The sequence below is a fragment of the Mesorhizobium sp. 113-1-2 genome, from assembly GCF_016756475.1.
Taxonomy (GTDB): domain Bacteria; phylum Pseudomonadota; class Alphaproteobacteria; order Rhizobiales; family Rhizobiaceae; genus Mesorhizobium; species Mesorhizobium loti_C.
In genome coordinates this window covers 3,777,583-3,802,032 of record NZ_AP023242.1, presented here as the reverse complement: position 1 = coordinate 3,802,032, position 24,450 = coordinate 3,777,583, and the positions used below count along the sequence as shown (strand labels likewise).

The 24,450-nt window shown below is 63.1% G+C and carries 27 protein-coding genes; 12 read left to right on the top strand and 15 right to left on the bottom strand.

Features of this window, described 5'->3' with window-relative positions; genetic code table 11:
* Positions 1-211: 211 nt before the first annotated feature.
* The gene (locus tag JN279_RS18400; RefSeq protein WP_096447480.1) at positions 212-1,390 is read left to right on the top strand and encodes a lytic murein transglycosylase; all 1,179 of its coding nucleotides are present in this window, start codon (positions 212-214) and stop codon (positions 1,388-1,390) included.
* A gap of 25 nt (positions 1,391-1,415) precedes the next feature.
* On the opposite strand, the gene JN279_RS18395 is transcribed toward JN279_RS18400, so the two are convergent.
* Positions 1,416-2,330 (bottom strand): LysR family transcriptional regulator, encoded by a 915-nt coding sequence (locus JN279_RS18395; protein ID WP_096457487.1) that lies wholly within the window; start codon positions 2,328-2,330, stop codon positions 1,416-1,418.
* Between the two features lie 130 nt (positions 2,331-2,460).
* Here JN279_RS18395 and JN279_RS18390 point away from each other — a divergent pair, with 130 nt between their 5' ends.
* Positions 2,461-3,192, top strand: coding sequence for an SDR family oxidoreductase (locus JN279_RS18390; protein WP_096447482.1), 732 nt, complete (start codon positions 2,461-2,463; stop codon positions 3,190-3,192).
* On the opposite strand, the gene JN279_RS18385 is transcribed toward JN279_RS18390, so the two are convergent.
* Positions 3,189-4,409: an alanine racemase gene (locus tag JN279_RS18385; RefSeq protein ID WP_096447484.1), complete on the bottom strand. Its 1,221-nt coding sequence runs from the start codon at positions 4,407-4,409 to the stop codon at positions 3,189-3,191. The two genes, JN279_RS18390 and JN279_RS18385, sit on opposite strands and share 4 nt — an antisense overlap.
* A gap of 210 nt (positions 4,410-4,619) precedes the next feature.
* Here JN279_RS18385 and JN279_RS18380 point away from each other — a divergent pair, with 210 nt between their 5' ends.
* Positions 4,620-5,537, top strand: a complete 918-nt coding sequence (locus JN279_RS18380) for a DMT family transporter (RefSeq protein WP_202353562.1) — start codon at positions 4,620-4,622, stop codon at positions 5,535-5,537.
* Between the two features lie 471 nt (positions 5,538-6,008).
* Here the strand turns inward: JN279_RS18380 and metF are convergent, their stop codons facing one another.
* The gene (gene metF / locus JN279_RS18375; RefSeq protein ID WP_096447488.1) at positions 6,009-6,926 is read right to left on the bottom strand and encodes a methylenetetrahydrofolate reductase [NAD(P)H]; all 918 of its coding nucleotides are present in this window, start codon (positions 6,924-6,926) and stop codon (positions 6,009-6,011) included.
* A complete protein-coding gene (locus JN279_RS18370; protein WP_096447490.1) occupies positions 6,926-7,942 on the bottom strand; it encodes an ArsR/SmtB family transcription factor in 1,017 nt (338 codons plus the stop codon). Before JN279_RS18370 ends, metF begins: the two co-directional genes overlap by 1 nt.
* A 192-nt stretch (positions 7,943-8,134) precedes the next feature.
* On the opposite strand from JN279_RS18370, the gene tsaA reads away from it, so the two are divergent.
* Both tsaA and JN279_RS18360 read left to right on the top strand, forming a co-directional pair.
* The gene (gene tsaA, locus JN279_RS18365; protein ID WP_096447492.1) at positions 8,135-8,659 is read left to right on the top strand and encodes a tRNA (N6-threonylcarbamoyladenosine(37)-N6)-methyltransferase TrmO; all 525 of its coding nucleotides are present in this window, start codon (positions 8,135-8,137) and stop codon (positions 8,657-8,659) included.
* On the top strand, positions 8,656-8,970 hold the full coding sequence (locus JN279_RS18360) for a DUF2293 domain-containing protein (protein ID WP_095202134.1): 315 nt from the start codon (positions 8,656-8,658) through the stop codon (positions 8,968-8,970). The genes tsaA and JN279_RS18360 overlap by 4 nt, the downstream gene beginning before the upstream one ends.
* 180 nt (positions 8,971-9,150) lie before the next feature.
* Here JN279_RS18360 and JN279_RS18355 read toward each other — a convergent pair whose 3' ends face one another.
* Positions 9,151-9,660 carry a hypothetical protein gene (locus JN279_RS18355; RefSeq protein ID WP_096447494.1) on the bottom strand — a complete coding sequence of 170 codons (510 nt, stop codon included), beginning with the start codon at positions 9,658-9,660 and terminating at the stop codon, positions 9,151-9,153.
* A 152-nt stretch (positions 9,661-9,812) separates the two neighbouring features.
* On the opposite strand from JN279_RS18355, the gene JN279_RS18350 reads away from it, so the two are divergent.
* Both JN279_RS18350 and JN279_RS18345 read left to right on the top strand, forming a co-directional pair.
* Positions 9,813-10,775, top strand: a complete 963-nt coding sequence (locus JN279_RS18350) for a D-amino acid aminotransferase (protein WP_202353561.1) — start codon at positions 9,813-9,815, stop codon at positions 10,773-10,775.
* 132 nt (positions 10,776-10,907) lie between these two features.
* A complete protein-coding gene (locus JN279_RS18345) occupies positions 10,908-11,747 on the top strand; it encodes an SDR family oxidoreductase (protein ID WP_096447496.1) in 840 nt (279 codons plus the stop codon).
* A 65-nt stretch (positions 11,748-11,812) separates the two neighbouring features.
* Here the strand turns inward: JN279_RS18345 and JN279_RS18340 are convergent, their stop codons facing one another.
* On the bottom strand, positions 11,813-12,430 hold the full coding sequence (locus JN279_RS18340; protein WP_096447498.1) for an MOSC domain-containing protein: 618 nt from the start codon (positions 12,428-12,430) through the stop codon (positions 11,813-11,815).
* 17 nt (positions 12,431-12,447) lie between these two features.
* The gene (locus JN279_RS18335) at positions 12,448-13,005 is read right to left on the bottom strand and encodes a TetR/AcrR family transcriptional regulator (protein WP_244734661.1); all 558 of its coding nucleotides are present in this window, start codon (positions 13,003-13,005) and stop codon (positions 12,448-12,450) included.
* Between the two features lie 197 nt (positions 13,006-13,202).
* Here JN279_RS18335 and JN279_RS18330 point away from each other — a divergent pair, with 197 nt between their 5' ends.
* On the top strand, positions 13,203-13,625 hold the full coding sequence (locus JN279_RS18330; protein ID WP_096447502.1) for a hypothetical protein: 423 nt from the start codon (positions 13,203-13,205) through the stop codon (positions 13,623-13,625).
* Between the two features lie 18 nt (positions 13,626-13,643).
* Positions 13,644-14,042, top strand: a complete 399-nt coding sequence (locus JN279_RS18325) for a VOC family protein (RefSeq protein ID WP_096447504.1) — start codon at positions 13,644-13,646, stop codon at positions 14,040-14,042.
* Positions 14,043-14,065: 23 nt separating this feature from the next.
* On the opposite strand, the gene JN279_RS18320 is transcribed toward JN279_RS18325, so the two are convergent.
* A complete protein-coding gene (locus tag JN279_RS18320; protein ID WP_096447506.1) occupies positions 14,066-14,323 on the bottom strand; it encodes a hypothetical protein in 258 nt (85 codons plus the stop codon).
* Positions 14,324-14,713: 390 nt separating this feature from the next.
* On the opposite strand from JN279_RS18320, the gene JN279_RS18315 reads away from it, so the two are divergent.
* Entirely contained in the window at positions 14,714-15,280 is a 567-nt protein-coding gene (locus JN279_RS18315; protein ID WP_096447508.1) for a methyltransferase family protein, read from the top strand.
* A gap of 27 nt (positions 15,281-15,307) precedes the next feature.
* On the opposite strand, the gene JN279_RS18310 is transcribed toward JN279_RS18315, so the two are convergent.
* The 5 genes from JN279_RS18310 to ettA all read right to left on the bottom strand — a co-directional run bounded on the left by JN279_RS18310 (position 15,308) and on the right by ettA (position 20,058).
* Positions 15,308-15,724 carry a GFA family protein gene (locus JN279_RS18310; protein ID WP_096447510.1) on the bottom strand — a complete coding sequence of 139 codons (417 nt, stop codon included), beginning with the start codon at positions 15,722-15,724 and terminating at the stop codon, positions 15,308-15,310.
* 169 nt (positions 15,725-15,893) lie between these two features.
* A complete protein-coding gene (locus tag JN279_RS18305) occupies positions 15,894-17,015 on the bottom strand; it encodes a beta-ketoacyl-ACP synthase III (RefSeq protein WP_096447512.1) in 1,122 nt (373 codons plus the stop codon).
* A 129-nt stretch (positions 17,016-17,144) separates the two neighbouring features.
* Positions 17,145-17,480 carry a hypothetical protein gene (locus tag JN279_RS18300; RefSeq protein WP_096457493.1) on the bottom strand — a complete coding sequence of 112 codons (336 nt, stop codon included), beginning with the start codon at positions 17,478-17,480 and terminating at the stop codon, positions 17,145-17,147.
* 110 nt (positions 17,481-17,590) lie between these two features.
* Positions 17,591-18,361: a trans-aconitate 2-methyltransferase gene (gene tam / locus JN279_RS18295; RefSeq protein ID WP_096447514.1), complete on the bottom strand. Its 771-nt coding sequence runs from the start codon at positions 18,359-18,361 to the stop codon at positions 17,591-17,593.
* Positions 18,362-18,408: 47 nt separating this feature from the next.
* On the bottom strand, positions 18,409-20,058 hold the full coding sequence (gene ettA / locus JN279_RS18290; protein ID WP_096447516.1) for an energy-dependent translational throttle protein EttA: 1,650 nt from the start codon (positions 20,056-20,058) through the stop codon (positions 18,409-18,411).
* Positions 20,059-20,314: 256 nt separating this feature from the next.
* On the opposite strand from ettA, the gene JN279_RS18285 reads away from it, so the two are divergent.
* Positions 20,315-21,601: a GGDEF domain-containing protein gene (locus JN279_RS18285; RefSeq protein ID WP_202353559.1), complete on the top strand. Its 1,287-nt coding sequence runs from the start codon at positions 20,315-20,317 to the stop codon at positions 21,599-21,601.
* Position 21,602: 1 nt separating this feature from the next.
* Here JN279_RS18285 and JN279_RS18280 read toward each other — a convergent pair whose 3' ends face one another.
* Together JN279_RS18280 and JN279_RS18275 are read right to left on the bottom strand one after the other, a co-directional pair.
* Positions 21,603-22,214, bottom strand: a complete 612-nt coding sequence (locus JN279_RS18280; protein WP_202353558.1) for a hypothetical protein — start codon at positions 22,212-22,214, stop codon at positions 21,603-21,605.
* 91 nt (positions 22,215-22,305) lie between these two features.
* Positions 22,306-23,313: a ribonuclease T2 family protein gene (locus tag JN279_RS18275; protein ID WP_202353557.1), complete on the bottom strand. Its 1,008-nt coding sequence runs from the start codon at positions 23,311-23,313 to the stop codon at positions 22,306-22,308.
* A 182-nt stretch (positions 23,314-23,495) separates the two neighbouring features.
* Here JN279_RS18275 and JN279_RS18270 point away from each other — a divergent pair, with 182 nt between their 5' ends.
* Positions 23,496-24,425 carry an alpha/beta fold hydrolase gene (locus JN279_RS18270; RefSeq protein WP_202353556.1) on the top strand — a complete coding sequence of 310 codons (930 nt, stop codon included), beginning with the start codon at positions 23,496-23,498 and terminating at the stop codon, positions 24,423-24,425.
* Positions 24,426-24,450: the final 25 nt, after the last annotated feature.

Here is a 24,450-nt window from a genome sequence, read left to right as displayed (position 1 = left end):
GACCAAATCACTCCAGCAGAGTTTCCGTTGAACGGGGGGCAACGTCGCGAAGTCCCAGGGAATAAGTGGCTGCGGCAGAAGAACCGTTGACACCGGGCCTGCCGCCTGCTTTTCGACACAGCCAGCGGTAAAGAGTGCAACCGCCGGTAATTCAGGGCGTTGGGCATCCAGCCAAGCACGACAATGCCCTCTTCGTTTCGAAAGGAAGCTGATGCGACTGCGTTCTCAAGCCCTCGCGGCGCTATTCCTGTGCGCCACGGCCTTGCCGGCGATGGCGCAGGAATGCGGCGGCGACTTCGAAACCTGGAAACAGGGCGTGGCGGCAGAAGCCAAGGCGGCCGGTGTCGGCGCGGTCGGCCTCGACGCGCTGGAAGACGCCACCTTCGACGAGCGGGCGCTGGCACGCGACCGCGCCCAGGGCGTCTTCACCCAGACCTTCATCGAATTCTCCAACCGCATGATTTCCGCCTACCGGCTGAAGCAAGGTGCGGCGAACATGAAGAAATACGCCGATATCTTCGCCCGTGCCGACCAGCAGTTCGGTGTTCAGGCGCCGGTCATCACCGCCTTCTGGGCGCTGGAGACCGATTTCGGCGCCGTGCAGGGCGATTTCCACACGCTGAGCGCGCTGGTGACGCTTTCGCACGACTGCCGCCGCCCACAGCTGTTCCGCCAGCAGTTGGTGCCGCTTCTGGAACTGATCGATCGCGGCGTGCTGCCGGCCGATGTCACTGGCGCCTGGGCCGGCGAGATCGGCCAGACGCAGATCCTGCCTTCCGATTATCTGACGCACGGCGTCGACGGTGACGGCGACGGCAAGGTCGACCTGCGCAAGAGCGTGCCCGACGTGATCATGACCACGGCCAGCAAGGTGCTGTCGCGCGGCTGGAAGCGCGACGAGCCCTGGATCCAGGAAGTGCGGGTGCCCGACGAGATGCCCTGGGACCAGACCGGGCGCACCAACAAATTGCCGCTGACCCAGTGGGCGCAGTGGGGCGTCACCAATTCCGACGGCTCGCCGCTGGTCGACAAGGGCCTGAAGGCCGGCCTGGCGCTACCCATGGGCCGCAAGGGACCGGCCTTCCTCACCTACGACAATTTCGACGTCTACCTCGAATGGAACCAGTCCTTCACCTATGCGCTGACCGCGGCCAATCTCGCCGCGCGCCTCGCCGGCGCGCCGCCGCTTGACCCGCGCAACCCCGAACCAGGCCTCAACAACGAGCAGATGAAGGCACTGCAGACCAAGCTGGAAGCCCGTGGCTACGACGTCGGCACGGTCGATGGCATTCTGGGCACCAACACCCGCGAAGCCATCCGCAAGGAGCAGATGCGGCTTGGCCTGCCGGTGGACGGCTGGCCGACGCCGGAGCTTTTGGCGAAGCTGTGACGCGCCGCCATTCTTGAGGCCGTCGCTACCGGCTACCGCCTACCCTCCTCTCCCGCATGAAATCGATGAACGCCCGCAAGGCCGGCGGCACATGCCGCGAACTGGGGTGGTATAGATAAAAGCCGGGAAAGCTGGGCGACCAGGCTTCCAGGAAACGGACCAGCCTGCCTTGCTCGATCCATGGCCGAACCTGGTATTCCAACATGTAGGCAATGCCAACGCCATCCAGCACGGCATTGAGCATCAGTTCGGTATCGTTGACGGTCAAGCTGCCTTCGACGGCGATTTCGAGGGCCCGTTTGCCGCGCGCAAACTCCCATCGATAGAGGTTGCCGCCGCCCGGCCACTCGAATTTGATGCATTGGTGCTGGTGCTGGTGCAGTTCCTGCGGATGACGAGGTATGGCCCGGTTTTCGAGGTAAGCGGGAGCGGCCACCGCGGCCATCTGCAAATCCTCGCTCAGTTTCACCGCCACCATGTCCTTCTCCAGTCGCTCGCCGAGCCGGATTCCTGCATCGAACCGGCCTCCGACAATGTCGGCCAGCCTGTCGTCGACGATGACGGTCAGCGCGATATCGGGATAGCTGCGCTGAAAATCCCCGAGGATCGGCGCGATGAACCGCGTCGCGGCCACACGCGGCACATTGATGCGCAACGAACCCGCCGGCCGGTCGCGCGCTGCATGGACGTCGGCAATGGCGCTTTCCAGTTCACCAAAGGCGACAGCAAGGCGCGAAAAAAGCGCGTCGCCAGCCGCGGTCGCAGAGACACTGCGCGTCGTGCGGTTAAGGAGCCTGACGCCGACGCGCGCCTCCAGCTGCCGGATGGACTGGCTGAGCGCCGGCGGCGAGACACGCAGCCTTGCGGCGGCACGGACGAAACTGCCCTCTTCGACGATTGCGGAAAATGCCTTGAGCTCGGTGAATTCGGATCCGCGCATTGTGTATCCATGGATTAACAAGCTGATCAGATAATATGTCATTATCTGATCAATTCCATGACGCTATCTCTCAGCCGTCGGCCTCATTGCAGGCAAATCTGCGGGCCAGAATGGTTGAAGGAAATTGATCATGTCCCAGTCCCTGCACGGCAAAACCGCAATCGTCACCGGCAGTTCACGCGGCATCGGCCGGGCCATCGCCGAAGGGCTCGCGGCACGGGGCGCCGCCGTCGTCGTCAACTATGTCGGCAACCGGAAAGCCGCCGGTGAGGTCGTAGCCGGCATCGTCGGCAAGGGAGGAAAGGCGCTCGCCCTCCAGGCCGACATATCGAGCGTTTCGGATATTCGCCGCCTCTTTGACCAGACCGAGAGTGAACTGGGCGCGATCGACATCGTCGTCGCCAATGTCGGCGTCGCCGTCATCAAACCGCTGACCGAGGCAACCGAAGTCGATTTCGACCTTGTCTTCGGCACCAATGCCAGGGGCACCTTCTTCACGCTTCAGGAAGCAGCGCGCCGGGTGCGCGACGGCGGCCGGATCATCGCTGTCTCCACTGGCGGCACGAAGATGTTCTTCACACAGACGGCGCTCTACCTCGGCAGCAAGGGCGCCGTCGAACAGTTCGTCCGCGTGCTCTCGCGTGAACTCGGGCCGCGTGGCGTCACGGTCAATGCGCTGTCGCCGGGCTTCACTGACACGGACCTGCTTCCCGAACGTGATCGCGCCGTCGCGGCCGGGATGTCGCCTTTCGGCAGGATCGGCGCACCGCACGACGTTGCCGATGTCGCGGTCTTCCTGGCCAGCGACGAGGCCCGCTGGCTGACCGGCGAGAACATCCAGGCCGGCGGTGGTGTGGCCTAGTCCGCCATCGTCTCCAGGCTGGCAAAGCCCTGCGGCGCGTCGCCCTCGTCGAACGGCGTCGTCACCTCGACGAATGTGTCGGGATAGAAGCCGTTGAAGCGCGTGCGTAGCGACAGCGAATAGGCGCCGATATGGCCGATCTCGATCCAGTCGCCAGTGTCCACGGTCTCCGGCAGCCAGAACGGCCTGGACAGGATGTCGACGGAATCGCAGGTCGCGCCGCAGACCTTGAACGGCATGATGTTCTTTTCATCGCCATTGCGGGTCCTGATCGCCGGATCGGGAATAAAGCGCGCCGGCAGCGTGATCTTGCCGGTCCATGAATCCGACAGCGACGCCCAGATGCCGTCATTGATGTAGAGCCGCTTGCCCTTGCGCAGCAGCACGCGCACGATCAGCGACAGGCAGCGCGCCACGATCACCCTGCCCGGCTCGGCCACCAGCGGCATCTGGTCGAACTGATATTCTTTCAGGTCTCCGGAAAACCGCGACATGATCTGGCCGAGCGATGGCATCTCGATCAGCTTGCGGTTGGGATCGTGCCCGTATTCCGCCGGAAAGCCGCCGCCGACATCGAGCCCGGCAATATCGAAGGTCAGCCGGTTGCGCACCCAGTCGGCCGAGGCCAGCGCCCGCTCATAGGTGTCGGGATCCTCGATCTGGCTGCCGACATGGAAACATAGGCCGACCTTGTAGCCGGTGCGGTTCAGCCGCTCGGCGAGTTCGACCGCATAGGCCGGCCCGGCGCCGAACTTCTTCGACAGTTCGTAAGCCGCCGACCCTTTCGTCTGGATGCGCACGAACACGCTGATCGAGCCCGGGTCGATGTCGAGTGCCCGCACCACCCGCGTCAGCTTGGTGATCTCGTCCTCATGGTCGAGCGAGATGACCCGGATGCCGTATTTCTCCAGCGCCAGCTTGATGTCGGACTGTGCCTTGACCGGGTGCATGTAGAGCATCTCGGCATCGGGGGAGACCGCCCGCACGGCGGCGAATTCGCCAGGCGAAGCGACGTCGAAGGCGGTGACGCCGGCCTCGACCAAGGTCTTCAGCACGATCTGCTCGCCGTTGGTTTTGACCGCATAGGCGGTCTTGCCGGGGAACATGCCCATGAACTGCCTGGCATCGGCCTTCAGCACCTGCGGGCGGAAGCAATAGACCGGATCGTCCGGACGAAGCGCCAGTGCCGCCTCGCGGGCATTCTCGAATCGCTGCATTGACGAATCCTCGATCTCGGCTGCGCACAATTAATCCAAGCTAGCGACTAATGAAAACAATTCTGTGTCTCGCGGCACTCACGCAGCGGCTCTAGTTTTTGGCAGCATCGTTTGCCAGCGATCAGGTTTCGGGTGGCCCTTGTCGCCGAACCGGATATGCCCTGTGTCTGACCGACTGGTATTCGGACCGTCTTGGGGAGGACGATAGACATGGCAATAGCCGCGACATCCGCACCACGCGGACCGATGACGCTCACCGACTGGGGGCAATTGCTGCTGCTTGGCGCGATCTGGGGCGGCTCGTTCTTCTTTGCCCGCATCGCGGTGGCGGAACTCCACCCGCTGGTGCTGGTGATGTTTCGCGTCGCCATCGCGGCAATCGCGCTGCAGCTGTACCTGGCCATTCGCGGCCCGTCTTTCCGCCTCGCCTTTCCGCATGCCGGCCTGTTCTTCCTGCTGGCCTTCACCAACAATGTCGTGCCCTTCTCGCTGATCTTCGCCGGCCAGACTGAGCTTGGCGCCGGTGTTGCCTCGGTGCTGAACGCGACGACGCCGTTTTGGACGCTGATCCTCGCCAACGCGATGACATCGGACGAGAAGCTCTCCTGGAACAAGCTCGCCGGCATCGGGCTCGGCGTCGCCGGCACCGCTGTCATGATCGGTACCGGCCTGCTCGCCGGGCTCGGCGGTCCGGTCTGGGCGAAATTCGCACTGATCGGCGCGTCCTTGTCCTATGGCATCGCTTTGATGGTTGCCCGCCGCTTCAAGGGCGTGCCCTCGCCGGTCATCGCCACCGGGCAGCTGACCGCTTCGACCATCATCATGATCCCGGTCGTGCTGCTGGCGCATGGCCCCGCCGGCCTGTTTTCGGCGTCGCCGCCGGTCTGGGCGGCGGTGCTGGCATTGGCGCTGCTCTCCACCGCCTTTGCCTATATCCTCTATTTCAACCTGGTCGCTTCGGCCGGTGCCACCAATGCCTCGCTGGTGACGCTGATCGTGCCGGCCAGCGCCATGCTGCTCGGTTTTCTTTTCCTGGGAGAGCGACTGGAACTGTTCGAGATCGGCGGCGTGATGCTGATCGGCCTCGGCCTGGTCACGATCGATGGGCGCGTGTTCGGTCGACGGTAGAGCGCCGCTCGTCCGATTGGACGCTCTGACGACTTGGATTGAATCTCCGTATCGGCGCGAAAGTCGAAGTCGACTTTCGCGGTGGTAGCGCTGCCATGACATACTGGCGACACCATCCCGCCACAATTTATTCACAGGTCCGAAGCGGGTTTTTGCGCAGGAGTTTCAACGGCTAACGGCGAAACCGAGGTCGCAATTTTCACAATCACGTCGCAATGCAGCACATTTTCCGCTTGCCTGTGGCACAAATGAACCTAGACTCTCAGGCATAGCTCTTTAAGAGGAGGCTATGTCATGGGACTCACGAGGCCGATCAACGCATTGATGATTTGTGCTGCGTTTGCTTTCATCGGCGCCCTCATTATGGGCGTCCTTCCCTGAACCCGCCAAGACGGGGAAGACCAGCACCAGATAGTCTAAGCAATTCGAAAGGCCGGGTTTTTACCCGGCCTTTTGCTGTTCAGCCCTGCCTCACGCCGCAGCCGAGCCCGCCACCTCCGCCTCGTGCGAGCGGATGCCGATCATGTGGCAAATGGCAAAGACGAGGTCGGCACGGTTCATCGTGTAGAAATGGAAGTCGCCCACGCCGCGCTCGACCAGATCGAGAACCTGTTCGGCGGCGACGGCGGACGCCACCAGCGCATGCGTCTGCGGGTCGTTCTGCAGGCCGTCGAAGCGCTCGGCCAGCCATGCCGGCACCAGCGCGCCGCAGCGTGCCGAGAAATTGGCGACCTGGGTGAAATTGTGCACCGGCAGAATGCCGGGAACGATCGGGATGTAGATGCCGGCCCGGCGCGCGCGCTCGACATAGCGCTCGTAGAGATCATTGTCGAAGAAGAACTGGGTGATCGCCCGCGTCGCGCCATTGTCGACCTTGCGCTTCAGCATGTCGATGTCGGTGGCGAAATCGGGGCTTTCGGGATGCTTTTCCGGATAGGCAGAGACCGAAATGTCGAAATCGCCGGCGTCCTTCATCGCGCCGACCAGTTCGGCGCCATTGGCGTAGCCGTCCGGATGCGGACGGTAGGCGGTGCCGACGCCGGCCGCCGGATCGCCGCGCAGCGCGACGAAGCGCTTCACGCCCATATCGGCGAATTCCTGGATCACGGCGTCGACCTGATGGCGGGCAGCGTCGACGCAAGTCATGTGCGCGGCCGGCGTCAGGCTGGTCTCGTTCAGGATGCGGCTGATGGTGCGCGCGGTGCGCTCACGCGTCGAGCCGCCGGCGCCATAGGTCACCGAGACGAATTTCGGCTTCAGCGGTTCCAACCGCGTGACGGTGTCCCAAAGCCGCGCCTCCATCTCATCGTTCTTGGGCGGGAAGAATTCGAAGGAAACCTTGACCTTGTCGCCAATGTCGGGGCGGCGGGAAAAGCGGAACTGGTTCATCAGGCGATTTCCCCTATCGAGTTCACTTTGGTCTGGTCGTTGGCGGGATCGGCGATCAGCAGGCGCCGGTCGCGGCCAAGCCAGAGTTTTACGGTAAGCCTGGCCTCGTTGCCGCCGCGCGGCTCGAATTCCTGGGCATCTTCGAGATCAAGACCTGCCTCGGCGAACCATTCGCCTATCTGCCGGTCGGAAAAGCCGAGCCTGACATGCGCATGCTCTTCGCGCAGGAATTCCAGCGTGTGCGGCGCGAAATCGACGATGACCAGCCGGCCCGACGGGCGCAAAAGCCGCGCCGCCTCGTGGATGGCGCGGGCCGGATCGTCGAGATAGTGCAGCACCTGGTGGATGGTGACGAGATCGAAGGCATCGCGCTCGACCGGCGGTGAAAAGATATCGCCCTGCCGCACCTGCGCGTTCGAAACGCCGGCCTTGTCAAGATTGGCGCGCGCCACGGTCAACATCTCGCGCGACATGTCGATGCCGACGCCGCGCCGGTAGAGCGGCGAGAAGATTTCGAGCAGGCGCCCGGTGCCCGTGCCGAGATCAAGCATCGACTGGAACGGCCGCTTGCCGACCAGCTTCAACATCGCCGCCTCGACCGCGCGGTCCGGCACATGCAGCGAACGGATATGGTCCCAGCTCGCCGCATTCACGGAAAAATACTCGGTGGCGCGGTCCTGACGCTTGCGCTTGACCGAGGCCAGCCGCTCGAGATCGCGCTCGACCTGCGGATCGGCGCCCCGAATGCTGGAAATCAGCCCCATGACGAAGTCACGCGCGGAGTCGGTATCCGACAAGCGGAAGAAGGCCCATGACCCTTCCTGGTAGCGGCCGATCAGCCCGGCCTCGAGCAGCAGCTTCAAATGCCGCGAGACGCGCGGCTGCGACTGGCCGAGAATTTCGGTAAGATCGGAAACGGTGAGGTCGCCGCGCGACAACAGTGCCAATATGCGCAGGCGGCTGGATTCGGCCGCCGCCTTCAGCGTATCCACCATGGTGTCGAGCGAGACATGCATCAGCGTACTCTTTTCAGCGCATTCACTTTGAAAAAGATATAAACATATGTTTATGTCGATTTTCAAAACCTTGCAAGCGCTATGTCGCTTCCGGACAAGAAAATGCCGCATGCGTGATTTTCCGGTGCGTGCCGCCCAAAAATGTGGTGCGGTCTTGGGACAATGACAGACGCCAAAGCAGAGATGGGCAGAATGACCGGGCCGCGCGAAATGTTCGAGGCACGCGAAGGCGAGCAGAGGCTGGAACAGGATCCGGCAACGATGCCGGCGGATGGCGGCGTCGTGTTCATCGGCCGCATCGCCTCGCCATGGACAACACGGGAGACCTGCCCGAAAAACATGCGCACGGCGCGCGAGACCGGGCAGCCGGCGGTGCTGACCATCGACGCGCCCTATCGCAGAGGCCTGCAAAGCCTGGAGCGCGCCAGCCACGTCATCATCCTGTCCTGGCTCCATCACGCGCCGCGGAATCTGATTGTGCAGAAACCGCGCCATGCAGCTGAAGCGAAAGGCGTATTCGGCCTGCGCTCCCCTGCCCGGCCGAACCCGGTCGGCCTGCATGTGGCAAGGCTCGTTGGGTTGGACATCGCCACCGGGCGCATCGATCTCGACGCCATCGACGTGCTCGACGGCACGCCGGTCATCGACATCAAGCCTTACTTCGCCTCGACCGACGCCATACCGGAGGCGACTGTCGAAGGACGCGATGAACGATGACAGCACCAACCGGCCGCCGCCGCGCCATCGCCAAGGCGCTGACCGCCCTTCTGCCGCTGGCGCCCTATGCCGACATGGAGAAGATCCGCACAGACGCCGGCGCGGTGCATATGAAGACCTTACCGCCAGGCATCGCCGTGTGGCTGGCAACCATCGCCCACATCCGCCACATGCACACCGATTACGAAAAGCTGCTGGCCGAGGGCTATGACCGCGACTCCGCCCGCTTCTTCGTCATCGAGCAGACCAACATCGTGCTCACCCGCTGGCGCGCGACACGCCTGCTCGACGCCGACGATGAAGAGGAATGAGGCGCAGCCCGCCTAGACTGTTTCGAAATTCGCTCTGGTGAGTCAGCTGGTGGTGTTTTCGAGAACCGGAGCGCAGCGGACATTTGGGTCCGTGAGCTCAGTTCTACTGCGAACGCAGTAGAACGGGGAAGCGCAGAAAACGCCATCAGATGGCCGCCGGAGTAGGATTTCCAAACAGTCTTACTGCCGGGTCAGCACGGCGATCGCATTGTAAGGCTGGCCGTCGGCCTGGCCGACCCAGGTCCAGGACAGGTTCCCCTTGAAGAACCGGACGGTGATATCGCCGCCGTCGATGCATTTGTCCTGGCCGTAGGTGATGCTCTCGTGGAATTCCGCTGACGTCTCGTCCCGCGACGTCTGCGACAGCGATCCGCCGCAGCCGAGGGATGGATAGTCGATCGACGCGCCGTCATCCCTGATCGTCATGGCGATCGACCAGTCGGCGCCGGCGTCACCCGCCGGGCTCTGGTGGCCGCTGCCGACCCAAGTGCCGGTCAGCGTCTGCGCCGGCACGTTTACCGCGCAAGGCACATTCTGGAAGATCGGCGTCAGTTCGCTGCCGGTCTTCTCGCAGCGATAGGTCTGGCCGTTCTGGCAGAGTTCGTCGCCTTGTTTCACGCACTGCGCGCTGGCCTCGCCCGCGGCGGCGAAAATCGCCATGGCTGCGATGATGGTCCCGAGCCTGCCCATATCCCCTCCCCATTCCAAGCCATCGGATCATAAGGCAATTCCAATCCAGTGTATCGGCCAGACCGTCACGGAGGACGAACGGCGCCAGGCAGCTGGCTCTATGCCTTCTACCCGGCGCCGATAGGCTGATGATCCTGCGCGAGGAGGCCCCGATGGACCAGACGACGGCAACACAGGCTTCAAGGCCGCTGCCTATGGTCAGCGACCGTCATATCGACCCGCATGCCTATCCCGATGGCATCGCCTTCCTTGACGGCCAGTACCTGCCGATGTCGCAAGCCAAGGTGTCGGTGCTGGACTGGGGGTTCCTGCATTCCGACGCCACCTATGACACGGTGCATGTCTGGGACGGCCGCTTCTTCCGCCTCGATCTGCATCTCGATCGCTTCTTCGCCGGGCTGGAAAAGCTGCGCATGGCGATCCCCTTCGACCGGGATGGCGTGGCTGAAATCCTGCACAATTGCGTGGCGCTGTCCGGCCATCGCGCCGCCTATGTCGAGATGCTGTGCACGCGCGGCGCCTCGCCGACTTTCAGCCGCGATCCGCGCCAGGCGATCAACCGCTTCATGGCTTTCGCCGTGCCCTTCGGCTCGGTCGCCAATGCCGAGCAGTTGCAACGCGGCCTGCGCGTCGCCATCAGCGACAAGATGCGCATCCCGCCGGCCTCGATCGATCCGGCAATCAAGAACTACCACTGGCTCGACCTGGTGCGCGGCCTTTACGATGCCTATGACCGCGGCGCCGAGACCGCGCTCCTCCTCGACTTCAACGGCAACGTCGCCGAAGGGCCAGGCTTCAACGTCTTCTGCGTCAAGGGCGGCAGACTGTCGACGCCGGCCATCGGCGTGCTGCCCGGCATCACAAGGCGCACCGTCTTCGATCTCTGTGGCGAGGAAGGTCTTGTCGCCACCGCGGCCGATGTCAGCGTCGCCGGGCTCAAGGCGGCCGACGAGGTCTTCATCACCTCAACCGCCGGCGGCATCATGCCGGTGACGGAGATCGATGGCGCGGCGATCGCCGATGGCAAGATCGGGCCTATCACCAGCCGGCTGATGGCACTCTACTGGCAAAAGCACGGCGATCCGGCGTGGTCGTCTCAGGTGAATTACCCCTGATCAAAGGGCCTCTTGTTCAAAAAGATTTCCCCTCGCCTCTGGAAAACCGCGCCATAGACCGTATATGCCCGAAAGCGGAGAAGCCTCCGCTTCCACCCAAAATCACGCCCGCAGGGGCAAGGATTCCACATCATGACAAACAAGGTTTGGTTCATCACCGGATCGTCGAAGGGTTTTGGCCGCGTCTGGGCCGAGGCCGCTTTGGCGCGTGGCGACCGCGTTGCCGCGACAGCCCGTGACGCTGGCACGCTCGCCGATCTGGTCGAGAAGTATGGCGACAACATCGCCGCGATAAAGCTCGACGTCACCGACAAGAAAGCCGTCGATGCCGCTGTCGCAGAGGCGCACAAGCGTTTTGGCCGGCTCGACGTCGTCATCAACAATGCCGGTTACGGCCATTTCGGCGCCATCGAGGAAGTCAGCGAGCAGGAAGCCCGCGACCAGATCGAAACCAATGTCTTCGGCGCGCTCTGGGTCACCCAGGCCGTGCTGCCGATCATGCGCGCCCAGCGGTCCGGCCACATCATCCAGATATCGTCGATCGGCGGCGTCAACGCCTTTGCCTCGCTCGGCCTCTACCACGCCTCGAAATGGGCGCTGGAAGCCTTCAGCCAGTCGCTCAGTATCGAGGTGGCGGAATTCGGCATCCATGTCACGCTGGTCGAGCCCGGTGGCTTCTCCACCGACTGGTCCGGCGCCTCCGCCAAGGTGTCCAAGCCGATCGAGGCCTATGCGCCCGCCCGCGCCAAGATGGCCGAGCGCCGCGCCAACTCGGTCGCCGGCGATCCCGAAGCCACCGGCCCGGCAATGCTGGCCATCGTCGACGCCGCCGAGCCGCCGCTCAGAGTGTTCTTCGGTGACGGCGGCCTGCCGATGATCCGCCAGGAATACGCCAACCGCCTCGCCACCTGGGACAAATGGGACCACGTGTCGGTCATGGCGCAAGGCGCCAGGAAGAACCGCAAGGGCTGAGGCCGGCGCTTCTGCTACGCCGTTCATCGGCGGCGTAGCCCTTCGGCCACGATGAGAACGCGCGGCTATGCCTGATAAATCCACTGCTCCGGCACCCGCGCCGAAATCTCTTCGCCGGCCCTGATCGTTCCCGGCTTCTCGACCCAGGCGACCACGCCACGCAGCCGTTTGGCCACTTTCGGAAACAGCAGCGCGCCGGCTTCGATATCGGCCATTCCCGCATTTTCGGCGATCGATCGCCCGGCGATGCGGCATGGTCCGTTCTGGGCGTCGACCTTCAGGGTCACGCCATCCTTGAAGAACAGCAGCGTGCCGGCCGGCAGCATCGACAGATGCGGCACGCCTTCGATCACCAGATTGGCGCCGATCCATTCCGGCTTGATTTGGGGAAGGCCCATCCGCTCGGCGACGATGGCCAGTTCGTCGGCAGCCACGATCGATAGCTGCCGCTCATTGCGCATTTCGGTGCCGCGCGGATACCAGGGTTCGCGCCCGCCTGAGCGCCGTGTCGATCCGGCGTGGAAATCGCCCAAAATGCCGTCGAAGCCGAGCCGCAACTCCTCCACCGGTTTTGTCTGAAAATGATCCGCTGGCGCGACATAGAGCGCTGCCGCGAGGGCGGAGAGCTTCTTGGCAGGGATGATTTCGACCGGTTTCTCGGCCTCGGGGAAGAGATCCAGCATGGCGTTCCGTCCTTGAATCATGCTTCCCGTTTTTGCTCTTCGGCCGGCAAGGCCGCAAGAGCGGTTTGGGCCAAAAGGCGCAACTCTTCGACCGATGCACCGTCCCGCGCCTGGATCGACATGCCGTTCATGACGCCGGCGATATATTTGGCGAAGCTTTCGACGGAGAAGCCTTCCGGCAGATCGCCCGCCGCTTGGCCTTTGGCCAGCCGCTCCGCGATCGCCGCCTCACTCGCCTTGCGATAGGCCTTGAGTTCATCCGCAATGGCTTGCGCCTGCGGCGAGGCCGCCAGGGCACCGCTGACGAAAAGGCAGCCACCGGGCTTGCCGGGCCTGGGATAGGCCTCCGCCGCGCCCAGCAGCAGCCGCCGGATCGCCTCCCGTGTCGAGACCGCCGCGCTCAGCGCCTCCAGCGCAAAGCCGATCTCCGTCTCATGGTAGCGCGTCAGCGCCTTGCGAAACAAAGTCTCCTTGTCGGTGAAGGCGTTGTAGATCTGCGGCGGCGTCAGCCCCATCGCCTCGCGCAGCATGGCCAGTGACGTCGCCTCATAGCCATGCTCCCAAAACAGATGCATCGCCGCATCCAGCGCACGGTCCGGATCGAACGCACGCGGCCGACCACCCCTAGCCTTTTCCAAATTATCCATAGTGATCGATACGAAACCCGTTGACTTGCTCGCTCCGCATAACGTAACAATTGATACGAAACATGGCAAGCCGGAAGAAGATGCTTCCGGCAAGGCCGTGCAGCCCGAGGACAAGGAGAGACCAAATGCCCATCACCGTAACCGCGCCGGAAGGCGTCCTGACCGAGGCCGGAGAGCGCGAGATCCTGCCACGCCTCAGCGCCGCCCTCATCGAAGCGTCCGGCGCCACCGGCAATTCGTTCTTTAACGCGATTGTCGGCGGCACGGTCCACATCCTGCCGTCCCGCCACATCTATGCCGGCGGCGCCAATCGGCCCGTCGTCATGGTCGAGTTGAAATTGCCCAATATCGGCCTTGGTTCTGTCGAGGCCCGCCAGGCCTTCATCACCACGGCCGCCGGGATTGTCGCCGAACTCTGCGTGCCCGAGCACAGGCCCGAAAACACCTGGATCAACATCGTCAACGCGCCCGACGGCGGCTGGGGCATCGGCGACAGGCAATTTACCGGCGATGCGCTCATTGCCGCCGCCACCGCCGCCGCGCACTGATCTGACAGGGAAGATGTGATGCGGCTTTCCCCTTCGCTGTTCTTCACCACCAATTGCGAGCCTGCACTGGCCTTCTACGAACAATGCGGCCTCGGCCGGGCAACGATCCTGCTGCGTTGGGGTGACAACAACATGCCGGTGCGCACCGAAGCCATGCGCGGAAAAATCCTGCATGCGCGCTTCGAAGGCCCGGGAGTGCTGTTCCATGCCTCCGACAATGACGATGCGGAGCCGATGAAAGGCTCCGCCATGATGCTGGAATTCGACGACCCGGCCGCCATGCGTGAACTCTTCGCCCGCATGGCTGCCGGCGGCCGCATCACCGTGCCCCTGGCGCGGCAATATTGGGGGAGCAGCTTCGGCATGCTGGTCGACGCCTATGGCGTGCAGTGGATGTTCAGTGGCCCCACTGAATGAAGCATCGCACTGCCTTTTCTCGGCTATTTCTCGCGAGACCAGATCGCGCAATAGAACTTTTCGCCTGTGCTCGGATTTCGGAAGGTCTTGATTTGCGTTCTGGGCATATCAACAGAGCGAGCGAACTTCTCTGCCTCGGCAATCCGCGCAGCGTCGCCGGCCTCAAACTGCCAAAACGGCTTGGGAAGCCTTGACTTCACATACTCCAGCTTGACGACAATGAGCAGTCCTCGGCCGAGTTTGCAATCTATCGACGTTGGCCGCATGCCGGCCTTGTCCATCCGTCTAGCTTCGCGGACAGCAGCGTCAACGCTTTGCCATCTATCGCCGGATTTGGCCCTCGCAGTCGTTGTCCCAATGAACGGCAGCACCAACGAACAGGCGGCGGCCAACACCAAAGCCCTGGTGCCGATAACCCTTGCACGACAAGCTTTCATCCCCCAAACCCCTCTCCGATGGAGCCTCCATCCTTGCATTGATGTTGCCCCGAAGGCCAGCGCACCGCTGCGGCAGGATCGTACGACATGCCATCGCGGCAACTGCCAGCAAGCGTTCAAAGCCCTTGCTAGGCAAATATTCGATCACGACCTTCTTACTGGAAACGCCCGCCGCGCCGCATTGCCGCCGCGTCGGATCGCTTTCATGGTGGCGAGACACCGTGGAGGTTTCTCATGCGACCGGCGACGGCAATCGCGCTGCTTTGGCTCGTCTGGATGGTCACCTGGATTGCGGCCGCCGTATGGGCTGATCCGGCTCAAAAACGCGCCACCATCGGCGCGGAGGTCCGCTATCGCATCTTCTGGCTGGCCGGCACCGTCCTGCTGTTCGTCCCGGCGCACGGCTACGAAGGCAGGCTGAGATTGTGGACTCCGACCCTGGCCGAGGCCTGGGTTTGCATCGCCCTGATCGCCATCGGCCTCATCTTCTCGTGGTGGGCACGCATCCATCTGGGCAGGCTGTGGTCGGCCTCGGTCACCGCGAAGGCAGACCACCGTGTGGTCGATACAGGCCCCTATGGGCTGGTCCGGCATCCGATCTACACAGGATTGCTGCTGGCGCTTCTTGCCACCATGGCGGCGAAAGGCACTGTCTGGGGCATTGCAGGTGTCGCACTGCTCACCATCGGCATCGTCATCAAGGCAAAGCTCGAGGAACGTTTCCTGCGCGGCGAACTTGGCCCTGCCTATGACGATTACGCGCGGCGGGTGCCGATGCTGGTTCCCTTTACGCCGGCCTGACACGGCAAGGCGCGTTGGAACGTCGGCTCAGCCCGATTTTCTCGCCCCGCTGCCTTGCCGAAAATGGTCGACGGCACCGTCAATTTGAACCCAATCATGTTTCGACTGTTCGAAGACCGAGCGGACAGGAGGCGGGTAGTTCGGGTCCGCCAGCGCGCCGACGGCGACGCCGATCATCGACGGCAGCCTGTCGGCTTTCCAATAGACCGTCGAGCCGCAGTTGGAACAAAAGTAGTTGTGCACCTTGCCGCCGCTCGCCGCCTCACGGGTGAATTCCTTCGCGGTTCCAGAGATGGCGACGGCGTCGGCAGGATAAAAGGCACCGACGCCGAAGGGTGAGCCGGTTCTGCGCTGGCAGTCGAGACAATGGCAGGCGACAACCAGTTTTGATGGTTCTTGAAGCGTCAGCGTGATAGCGCCGCAACTGCATCGGGCATCAACCATTGGAAACTCTCCTTTCTGAAACGAGATCGCATCGATTCAAGCCGAGCCCCGACACGGGCCGTGTCGAGGGTCAGGTCAGGCTGAATGGGAGTGGAAAACGGGCGCGAAGCGGCCGAACTGCGGACGAAAGTCTGAATGGCCTTTCAGGCCAGCGTCACCGCGACATCGCTTAGAGCATTCGGATAAGCGCGCCGCCTATCGAATACCCCGCGCCAAAGGCGCAGATCAAGCCGAAATCGCCAGGTTTCATGTCGGCATGGTTCTCCGACAGTGCGACGATGGCGCCAGCACCCGCCGTGTTGCCGAGCCGCTCCAGCACCATCGGCGCACGGTCGTGATCGACATCGTGGCCGAAGGACAGTTTGAGGATCATCGCATTCATGCGCGCATTGGCCTGATGCAGCCAGAAGCGCCGGACGGCCTGAGGGGTCAGCCCGTGCTCGGCCAGGAACTCAACGATGAATTTCTGGCCGGCGACGGTGACTTCCTTGAACACCTTGTTGCCTACCTGCTTGATCAGATTGCCTTCGAGATTGATCATGTAGGGATCATCCTGGGCGGTGCGGGTGTGGTAGCCGAGATTGGTGCGGATGTTGTTCGACATCTGCGTCCACAGGCGGGTGTCCAACACCTCGAAACGCCCCGGCCGCTTGTCGCCCTGGGCAAGTCCCTCCACCACCATCGACACCGAGGCGTCGCCGAAGATGAAATGCGTCTGCCGGTCGCGGAAATTGAGATGGCCGGTGATGATTTCCGGCGTCGTCACCAGGATGCGCTTGTGCGCGCCCGAGCGCACCAGATTGACCGCCATGTGCAGCGCAGCCGCCGCGGACGAACAACCGAGCCCCATGTCGAAGCCCGCGCCCTTTGTCCCCAACGCCTCCTGCATTTCGATGGCGATCGCCGGATAGGGTCGCTGGTGATGCGAGGCCGAGCAGATGATCAGGTCGATCTGGGACGGTTCAAGCCCGGCATGGTCGAGCGCCTTCCTGGCCGAGGCGATGCCGAATTCCGCCTCCAGCGACAGCGCATCATCCGGCCTCGCCGGAATGCGCGGCGTCATGCGGGTCGGATCGAGAATGCCTTCGCGCTCGATGACATGGCGGGATTTCACGCCCGAGGCATGGACGATGAAGTCGCTGTCGGATTTCTGCAGCAAGGGCTCGTCGGTGCCCTGGCGCCGCGCATTCTCGGTGTCGACCCAGCTGTTGAAGCTCTCGACCAGTTCTTCATTCGTGATGACAGCTTCAGGAATTTCAGCGCCGATGCCGCTGATGATGACGCGATGCATGTTTCAGTCTGTCCCATCCGCAGCGTTGCGGCTTCATGTGGGCGCCGAAACGCTTCGGCGCAACACTTTTCTCATCCGGCCGGTTTACGCCGGCTTAAACCAAAGGTTTTGGCCGGCTTGAATCCGATCTCACCAGGCGCACAGCTTGGTGTTGGTCTGCGGGTTGTTCCAGCAGGCGCCGTCGTCGCGGCTGCGCACAAACTGTCCCGGCAACGGCACGTTGCGGCGGCCGAGATTGACATAGCCATAGGCAAAGCCCGGCCCGTCGATCTCCAGCACATAGGTCGGGTAACCCGGCGCCGAGATGCGGAAGCTGCCGGCATCGTCGATCGCGCGATAGCTGCACGAGAAATAGCCGTCATCCGTGGTGAAGCAGCGCGCCCGCTTGGCTTCCGCCGAAACCGAGAACGCCAGAAGTGCGGCCGCGCACACGCCGCCGCCATAGAGCAACCTTTTCAAACTCATCATTTCCCCCTGCCACGCGGCCATCATAGCCCCACGCGATGAATTGGGCATGACGGCGAAACGGGGTCAAGCCGCCGCAAAGGGCCGCACACAAAGTGGGTAATTCTTTCCTAGCCTGCCCGCTTGGCGACGATGAAGATGCGCGGGAAGCGGAGCAGCACCTTGCCGTTGGCGGTCTTCGGATAAGCCTTGGCAATCTTTGCGGTGTAGCTGTCGAGGAAGATTTTGCGCTCGTCGGCATCGAGCAGATCAAGGAACGGCTTCAGCCCCGTTGACTTCACCCATTCGACGATCGCCTCGGCATCGGCCAGCGGATGGTTGTAGACGGTATGCCAGATGTCGAGCCGGTCGGAGAGCGGCGACAAGAGGTCATAGTAGAACGACACCGGCGGCAGCGGCGCGCGCGCCGCATCCTTGATCTTCGCCGCGAACGGCACTTCTGCCGCTGTTTCCCGCATCAGCCGATGCGAATCCTCAGCCATATTGTCCGGCATCTGGATGGCGAGCGCGCCACCAGGGGCGAGAAAGCCCATCAGCCGCTGGAAGACTGCCGGATGCTCGGGCAGCCACTGGAACACCGCGTTGGCGAAGATCACATTGACCGGCTCGGCCGGCTGCCATGTCGATGCATCGGCAAGATCGAAGCTGACATTGGGCAGGCGCGCCCTCGCCTTCTCGATCATGTCGGGCGAGGTGTCGAAGCCGCTCACCTGCGCATCCGGCCAGCGCTCTACCAGAAGCTCGGTCGAGTTGCCGGGCCCGCAACCTATGTCGACGACCCGGCGCGGAAAATCGACCGGCACTTGCGCTGCGAGATCACGCGCCGGCCGCGTGCGCTCGTCCTCGAATTTCAGATATTGGGCGGCGGACCAGTCAGCCATTTGAACTCCTCATATCGCCTTGAGAATTCGCCGCCCCGGTTTGTCCCCTACCGCGTCAGCCTCTTGTAGGTCATGCGGTGCGGGTTGACGGCTTCGGGCCCGAGCCGACGGATCTTGTCCTGCTCGTAGTCCTCGAAATTGCCCTCGAACCATTCGACATGGCTGTCACCCTCGAAGGCGAGGATGTGCGTGGCCAGACGATCGAGGAACATGCGATCGTGCGAGATGATGACCGCGCAGCCGCCGAAATTTTCCAGCGCGTCTTCGAGTGCGGCAAGCGTTTCCGTATCGAGATCGTTGGTCGGTTCGTCGAGCAGCAGCACATTGCCGCCGGTCTTCAGCATCTTGGCCAGGTGCACGCGGTTGCGCTGACCGCCGGAGAGATTGCCGACCTTCTGCTGCTGGTCGCCGCCGCGGAAGTTGAACGATGCGCAATAGGCGCGCGTGTTGGCCTCGAACTTGCCGAGCTTGACCACTTCGGCGCCGCCCGAGATTTCTTCCCACACCGTCTTCGACGGATCAAGCGCATCGCGGCTCTGGTCGACATAGCCGAGCTTGACCGTCTCGCCGACGCGGATGGTGCCGGCATCGGGCTTTTCCTGGCCGGTGATCATGCGGAACAGCGTCGTCTTGCCGGCGCCGTTCGGGCCGATGACACCGACGATGCCGCCCGGCGGCAGCTTGAATTCCAGGTCGTCGATCAGCAGCGTGTCGCCAAAGCCCTTCGACAAGCCGTCGACCTCGATCACCACATTGCCGAGCCGCTCACCGTGCGGAATGACGATCTGGGTATCGCTCGGGCGCCGCTTGTCGGCTGCATCCAGCAGGTCCTGGAAGGCCTGGATACGTGCCTTGGATTTGGTCTGGCGGGCCTTCGGGCTCGACTGGATCCACTCGCGCTCGCGGCCGATGGCGCGCTGGCGGGCGTCGTCCTCGCGGCCTTCCTGCTTGAGGCGCTTGGCCTTGGCTTCGAGATATTTGGTGTAGTTGCCCTCATAGGGGATGCCGCGGCCGCGATCGAGTTCGAGAATCCAGCCGGTGACGTTGTCGAGGAAGTAGCGATCGTGGGTGATGATCATCACGGCGCCGGGATAGGCGCGCAGATGCTTTTCCAGCCACGCCGTGGTTTCGGCGTCGAGATGGTTGGTCGGTTCGTCGAGCAGCAGAAGGTCGGGCTGGCGCAGCAGGAGCTGGCAAAGCGCGACGCGGCGGCGCTCACCGCCCGAAAGCTTGGTGACATCGGCATCCTTGGGCGGGCAGCCCAGCGCTTCCATCGCCATTTCGACCTGCTGTTCGAGATCCCACAGGTTCAGCCGGTCCATCTCGTCCTGGAGCTTGGCCGACTCGTCGGCCGTCTCGTCGGAATAGTTCATCATCAGTTCGTTGTAGCGTTCGATGATGGCGGTCTTGGCGGCGACGCCTTCCATGATGTTCTCGAACACCGTCTTCTTCGGGTCGAGCGCCGGCTCCTGCGCCAGGTAGCCGACGGTGGCGCCTTCGGCCAGCCACGCCTCGCCGCTCCACTCCTTGTCGATGCCGGCCATGATCTTGAGGATCGTCGACTTGCCGGCGCCGTTGGGGCCGAGAATGCCGATCTTGGCATCGGGATAGAAGGACAGATGAATGTTCTCGAGCACCTTCTTGGTGCCATAGGCCTTGTTGAGGCCGGCCATGTGATAGATGAACTGGCGTGCCACGCGCGCTTTTCCCTGAAAACTGACTGGATTGTCGAATTGAATGGAGGTTGGCCGCTATGTAGGCGATGCGGCGGCGAACGGCAATCGCTTTTGCCAGATCAAGCCGAACACACGGACAAGTGTGCGCCGACCGCCGAAGTTTTCCACCGGTCGCGAGGCACGTTGAAATCTCTGGTTAACCCTTCCGCGTCAAAACAGGATCGGGGTGGAATCGCTGGCTGGCCGCGATTCCGGTAGAGAAAGCGGATCGACGGCATTGCTGAACAGTTTCCTGCTCCTTGCCGAAGCGGTCGTCTACTTCAGCGTCATGGTGACGCTTTTCCGCTTCCGCAAGCGCATTGGCCTCGGCGTCTTCATCTGCGCGCTCGGCGTCATGCATTTCCTGGAAACCTATCTCGCCAGCGTCTTTTATGTCGCCTTGCCGTTCGGCCTGGTCTCGCCGGGCTCGGCGGTGCTGTTTTCGGGCAAGCTGGTGATGCTCCTCCTGCTCTACATCAAGGAGGACGCCGCCACCGTGCGCCAGCCCATCTACGGCCTGCTGTTCGGCAATGCGTTGATGATCGGGCTGGTGCTGCTTTTGCGCCTGCACGTCATCGCACCGCTCCCCGACGGCAAGCTTCCCGACATCGGCTTCATCGACGAGATGGGCTGGCTGATGGTGTGGGGCACGACCCTGCTGTTCATCGACGCCATCCTGATCATCCTGCTTTATGAAAAGCTTGGCCGGCACCTGCGCCAGGCGCAATTCGCGCGCATCCTGATTTGCGTCGCTTGCGTGCTGACCTTCGACCAGGCCGGTTTCTTCACAGCGCTGCATTTCGTCGCCGGCGCGCCGATCGCGGTCTTCTTCGGCGGCTGGTTCGCCAAGATGGCGGCGGCGCTGACCTTCAGCGCCATGCTCGTGGCTTACCTCAAATGGTTCGAGGCCCGTGACATTCCGCTGCCGCGCGGGCTGACCGATATTTTCGAAACGCTGACCTATCGCGAACGCTATGAAGCGCTGGTCGAACATGTCGGCCGCGACGGCCTGACCGGCCTGCTGCACCGCGGCCGCTTCGACGCCGACGGTGAAGCCGCTGTCGAGGTCAGCCTGCGCACGGCGAGGCCGCTCAGCCTGCTGATCGTCGATGTTGACCATTTCAAGTCGATCAACGACCGTTTCGGCCATGCCGAAGGCGACAAGGTGCTGAAAGCGGTCGCAAGCCTGCTTCGCGAAGTGGCGAGCGCCGAAGACCAGGTGTTCCGGATCGGCGGCGAGGAATTCGCCATCCTGAGTTCGCGCCCGCATCCGGTCGCCAGGCTGTTTGGCGAGAGCATCCGCCACGCTGTCAAGGCATCGGCTGCCACCAGCCGTTTCGAGCTGACCGTCAGCGCCGGTGTTTCAACCGTCGGCGAAACGACACGCTGCCTTGCCGATCTGTTCGCGCTCGCCGACCAGCGCCTCTACAAGGCGAAGTCGACAGGACGCGATCGCGTCGTCGGCGAGCCGGGCGGCCACGAGCCCGACACCGCCACTGCCTGGACGAAGTCGGCGCAGTTCTGATCTACGATTTTCTCTGTCGCGCAATACCTGTCAGCGTCGAGACCGCCATCAGCGCGATCGCCAGCCATTTCAGCGCCGTGATGATCGGCCCGGCCTGGATGTCATAGGCGATGAACAAAAGAATGCCCGGCACCAGCAGCCCGCACATGATCAGCATGATGCGGTTGATCTGCCAGGACACTTTTGCGGCCAGCGCCTCATCGCCGTCAGCGGGGGCCAGCGCCGCGCGCACCGTCTTGCCGCCCAGCAGCATGGCCGAGAGGCGCATCGAGATCGGCAGGCCGAGCCCGATGATGAGGAAGGCGCAAGCGGCCAGAAGCAGCGAAAACTTCAGCGCGCTGGTTTCAGCCGGCACCGGAAACAACAGCGTCGCCAGCGGCAGGAAGACGCCGAAAATGCCGAGCGCGGCGATGGCGATGAAGATCCCCGCGTTGACGATGGTGAACAGCTGGTAGGTCCCGGTGCCGATCGGCTCGGACAGCGTGCGCATGCGCGCCCACTCGGCATCGCTGTAGGAAAAACCCGGCCACTCCATCCGGGCGTCGTTGATCGAAACCATGCCCTTGGCCCAGAAGGCCAGCCGCGCCAGCGCGCTGCTTGTCATGCCATTCATTGCCGCCCCCGTTCAATGATGCCGGGACAGCATAGCACCAGTTCACTGGCCGGCGACAGCCGCGACGGCATATCGAAAGCCCGCGGCGTCCTTACTGGAACCCGATCGCATCAACGGTGCCGGTCGGGCAACCGGCCTTGTTGGTCGGCACGGAGGCAAGCAGCAGGTCCTTGAGCGAAGAGTTCGGGCCGATTGGGCCGGCAAGGCCGAGCGTCAGTTCGCCGATCAGCCGCCGGCCGTTCGAAGGATCGATGACGCAGGATACCCGCACGCGATCCCCCGCCCCGGCGCCGAACGCGCTGTCGAAAGCGCCACGGATCTGGTCCGCCGTCAGCTTGCCGCCAATGGTCTTGGCGAAGAGTTCACGCACCGGCGAGGCGTTGACCTGCCGCATCAGGCCGAGCGCATCGGAAAAATACTCCTGCTGGCTCTTGCCATAGCAGGTGCCGTGCTTGATCCATTCATGCCGTTCCAACTGGGAGGCCGTGCCCGGCATCACCTGATCGAGCTCCTTGCGGGTGCCGGCCTCCAGATTGACCGGCGGCAGGTCCTTCCAATGGGCCGGATTGTCGTTGGCCTTGTCGCCAGCCGCCACCTGGCAATAGAAATTGCCGTTCGGCTGCGGCCACAGGCCGTGCAAGGTGAAGTTGGTGGCGTCGAACTCGTTCGGGTTCTGCGCCTTGCATTCGGTCTTGTTCGACTTGGTCTCGCAAAAAGCCGGCTGCCAGCTCAGCGCGAAGACATATTCGGGTTTTCCCGCGGCGGCCGGCTTGCCTTGCCCGCCAGGGGCCGCCGGCACCGTCGCGGCACTGCTGCCCGACAGATGGCCGCAAGTGACCTTCACCCAGCGGCGCTCCGGATCGGCGCCCGGCACCAGGATCAGATAATGCGTCGGCGCATCCTTGTTGCCGGCAAGCAGCTGGTAGCTCTGTCCGGCATCGGTCGAGACATTGCCGGGGTTCTTGCCGTTCTTGATGGCCTGCGTTGCCGGACAGGCGGCGTCGGCAACGAAGGTGCCGCTCATCTTGACCTCGGCATGCGCGGCATTGGCCAGCGAAACCGCCAGCATGGCCAATCCGAAAACGACACCAATGCGCATGACAAATCCCCGGCTGAGAAAGTGGGCGACAGACTGAAGCTGTCTCCATGTCAGAATTGCGATATTTTGCGGGTCAAACGCAAGAAACATCGTCGCGCAAAAACAGTTGCTGTGGATTGACGCAAAACCGGCGTCAGCGCAAACAAAACCAACAACGATAAAATGAGGGAGAGAGGGCGGCCGTGCCTTTCAATCAGCAACGCATGGTCCGCTCACCGACCGGTGCCGACCTCAACCTTTTCGTCAGGCAGGCCGACGGCAAGCCACGTGCGGTCGTCCAAATCAATCACGGCCTGGCCGAACACGCCGCACGCTATGCCCGCTTTGCCGATTTTCTCTCCGCGCGCGGCTTCCACGTCTATGTCCATGACCATCGCGGTCATGGCGCGACCAAGGCGCCAGACGCACCGCTCGGTAGATTCGCCGACAAGAATGGCCCGGCCAGGGTGATCGCCGATGTCGATGCCATCCAAGACCTCATCGCCGGCGAATACCCAAACCTGCCGGTCATCCTTTTCGGCCATTCGATGGGCGCGTCGGTGGCGCTGAACTACCTCCTGAGCCACTCGCCCCGCGTCCGTGCCGCCGCGATCTGGAACGGCAATTTTTCGCAAGGCCTGCTTGGCCAGGTGGCGCTCGGCGTCCTCGCCTGGGAACGGATGCGGCTGGGCTCCGATGTCCCCTCCCGCCTGCTGCCGAGACTCACCTTCCAGGCTTGGGGCAAGGCGGTGCCCAACCACCGCACGCTGTTCGACTGGCTGTCGCGCGACGAGGCAGAGGTTGCGAAATACATCGCCGATCCGCTGTGCGGCTGGGATGCCTCCGTGTCGATGTGGCGCGACGTGGTCTCCATGGCGCTGAACGGCGGCAAGGATGCCGCCTTCGCCGACGTCCGGCGCGACCTTCCCGTCGCCATCGTCGGCGGCGACAAAGACCCCGCTTCGGACTATGGCAAAGGCATCACCCACCTTGCCAACCGCATGCGCAGGATGGGCTTTTCGAATCTCGTTTCAAAGGTTTACGCCGACACTCGCCACGAAAGCCTGAACGAGGTGAACCGCGACATCATCATGGACGATTTCGCCGCCTGGGCCGACAGCGTGCTGAAGTAGCGACCCGCATCCGTCTCGAACCGGC

Coding starts and splice junctions, on each gene's coding strand:
- tsaA (WP_096447492.1), top strand. CDS start 8,135: ATGACCGGGCCGCGCGAAATGTTCGAGGCACGCGAAGGCGAGCAGAGG.
- JN279_RS18400 (WP_096447480.1), top strand. CDS start 212: ATGCGACTGCGTTCTCAAGCCCTCGCGGCGCTATTCCTGTGCGCCACG.
- JN279_RS18360 (WP_095202134.1), top strand. CDS start 8,656: ATGACAGCACCAACCGGCCGCCGCCGCGCCATCGCCAAGGCGCTGACC.
- JN279_RS18275 (WP_202353557.1), bottom strand. CDS start 23,313: ATGCGCATTGGTGTCGTTTTCGGATTGGCCATGCTGGCGGTTTCGCTG.
- JN279_RS18345 (WP_096447496.1), top strand. CDS start 10,908: ATGACAAACAAGGTTTGGTTCATCACCGGATCGTCGAAGGGTTTTGGC.
- JN279_RS18340 (WP_096447498.1), bottom strand. CDS start 12,430: ATGCTGGATCTCTTCCCCGAGGCCGAGAAACCGGTCGAAATCATCCCT.
- JN279_RS18300 (WP_096457493.1), bottom strand. CDS start 17,480: ATGAGTTTGAAAAGGTTGCTCTATGGCGGCGGCGTGTGCGCGGCCGCA.
- JN279_RS18390 (WP_096447482.1), top strand. CDS start 2,461: ATGTCCCAGTCCCTGCACGGCAAAACCGCAATCGTCACCGGCAGTTCA.
- JN279_RS18380 (WP_202353562.1), top strand. CDS start 4,620: ATGGCAATAGCCGCGACATCCGCACCACGCGGACCGATGACGCTCACC.
- JN279_RS18395 (WP_096457487.1), bottom strand. CDS start 2,330: ATGCGCGGATCCGAATTCACCGAGCTCAAGGCATTTTCCGCAATCGTC.
- JN279_RS18315 (WP_096447508.1), top strand. CDS start 14,714: ATGCGACCGGCGACGGCAATCGCGCTGCTTTGGCTCGTCTGGATGGTC.
- metF (WP_096447488.1), bottom strand. CDS start 6,926: ATGAACCAGTTCCGCTTTTCCCGCCGCCCCGACATTGGCGACAAGGTC.
- JN279_RS18305 (WP_096447512.1), bottom strand. CDS start 17,015: ATGCATCGCGTCATCATCAGCGGCATCGGCGCTGAAATTCCTGAAGCT.
- tam (WP_096447514.1), bottom strand. CDS start 18,361: ATGGCTGACTGGTCCGCCGCCCAATATCTGAAATTCGAGGACGAGCGC.
- JN279_RS18335 (WP_244734661.1), bottom strand. CDS start 13,005: ATGCATCTGTTTTGGGAGCATGGCTATGAGGCGACGTCACTGGCCATG.
- JN279_RS18350 (WP_202353561.1), top strand. CDS start 9,813: ATGGACCAGACGACGGCAACACAGGCTTCAAGGCCGCTGCCTATGGTC.
- JN279_RS18280 (WP_202353558.1), bottom strand. CDS start 22,214: ATGAATGGCATGACAAGCAGCGCGCTGGCGCGGCTGGCCTTCTGGGCC.
- JN279_RS18320 (WP_096447506.1), bottom strand. CDS start 14,323: ATGGACAAGGCCGGCATGCGGCCAACGTCGATAGATTGCAAACTCGGC.
- JN279_RS18310 (WP_096447510.1), bottom strand. CDS start 15,724: ATGGTTGATGCCCGATGCAGTTGCGGCGCTATCACGCTGACGCTTCAA.
- JN279_RS18355 (WP_096447494.1), bottom strand. CDS start 9,660: ATGGGCAGGCTCGGGACCATCATCGCAGCCATGGCGATTTTCGCCGCC.
- JN279_RS18325 (WP_096447504.1), top strand. CDS start 13,644: ATGCGGCTTTCCCCTTCGCTGTTCTTCACCACCAATTGCGAGCCTGCA.
- JN279_RS18385 (WP_096447484.1), bottom strand. CDS start 4,409: ATGCAGCGATTCGAGAATGCCCGCGAGGCGGCACTGGCGCTTCGTCCG.
- JN279_RS18370 (WP_096447490.1), bottom strand. CDS start 7,942: ATGCATGTCTCGCTCGACACCATGGTGGATACGCTGAAGGCGGCGGCC.
- JN279_RS18330 (WP_096447502.1), top strand. CDS start 13,203: ATGCCCATCACCGTAACCGCGCCGGAAGGCGTCCTGACCGAGGCCGGA.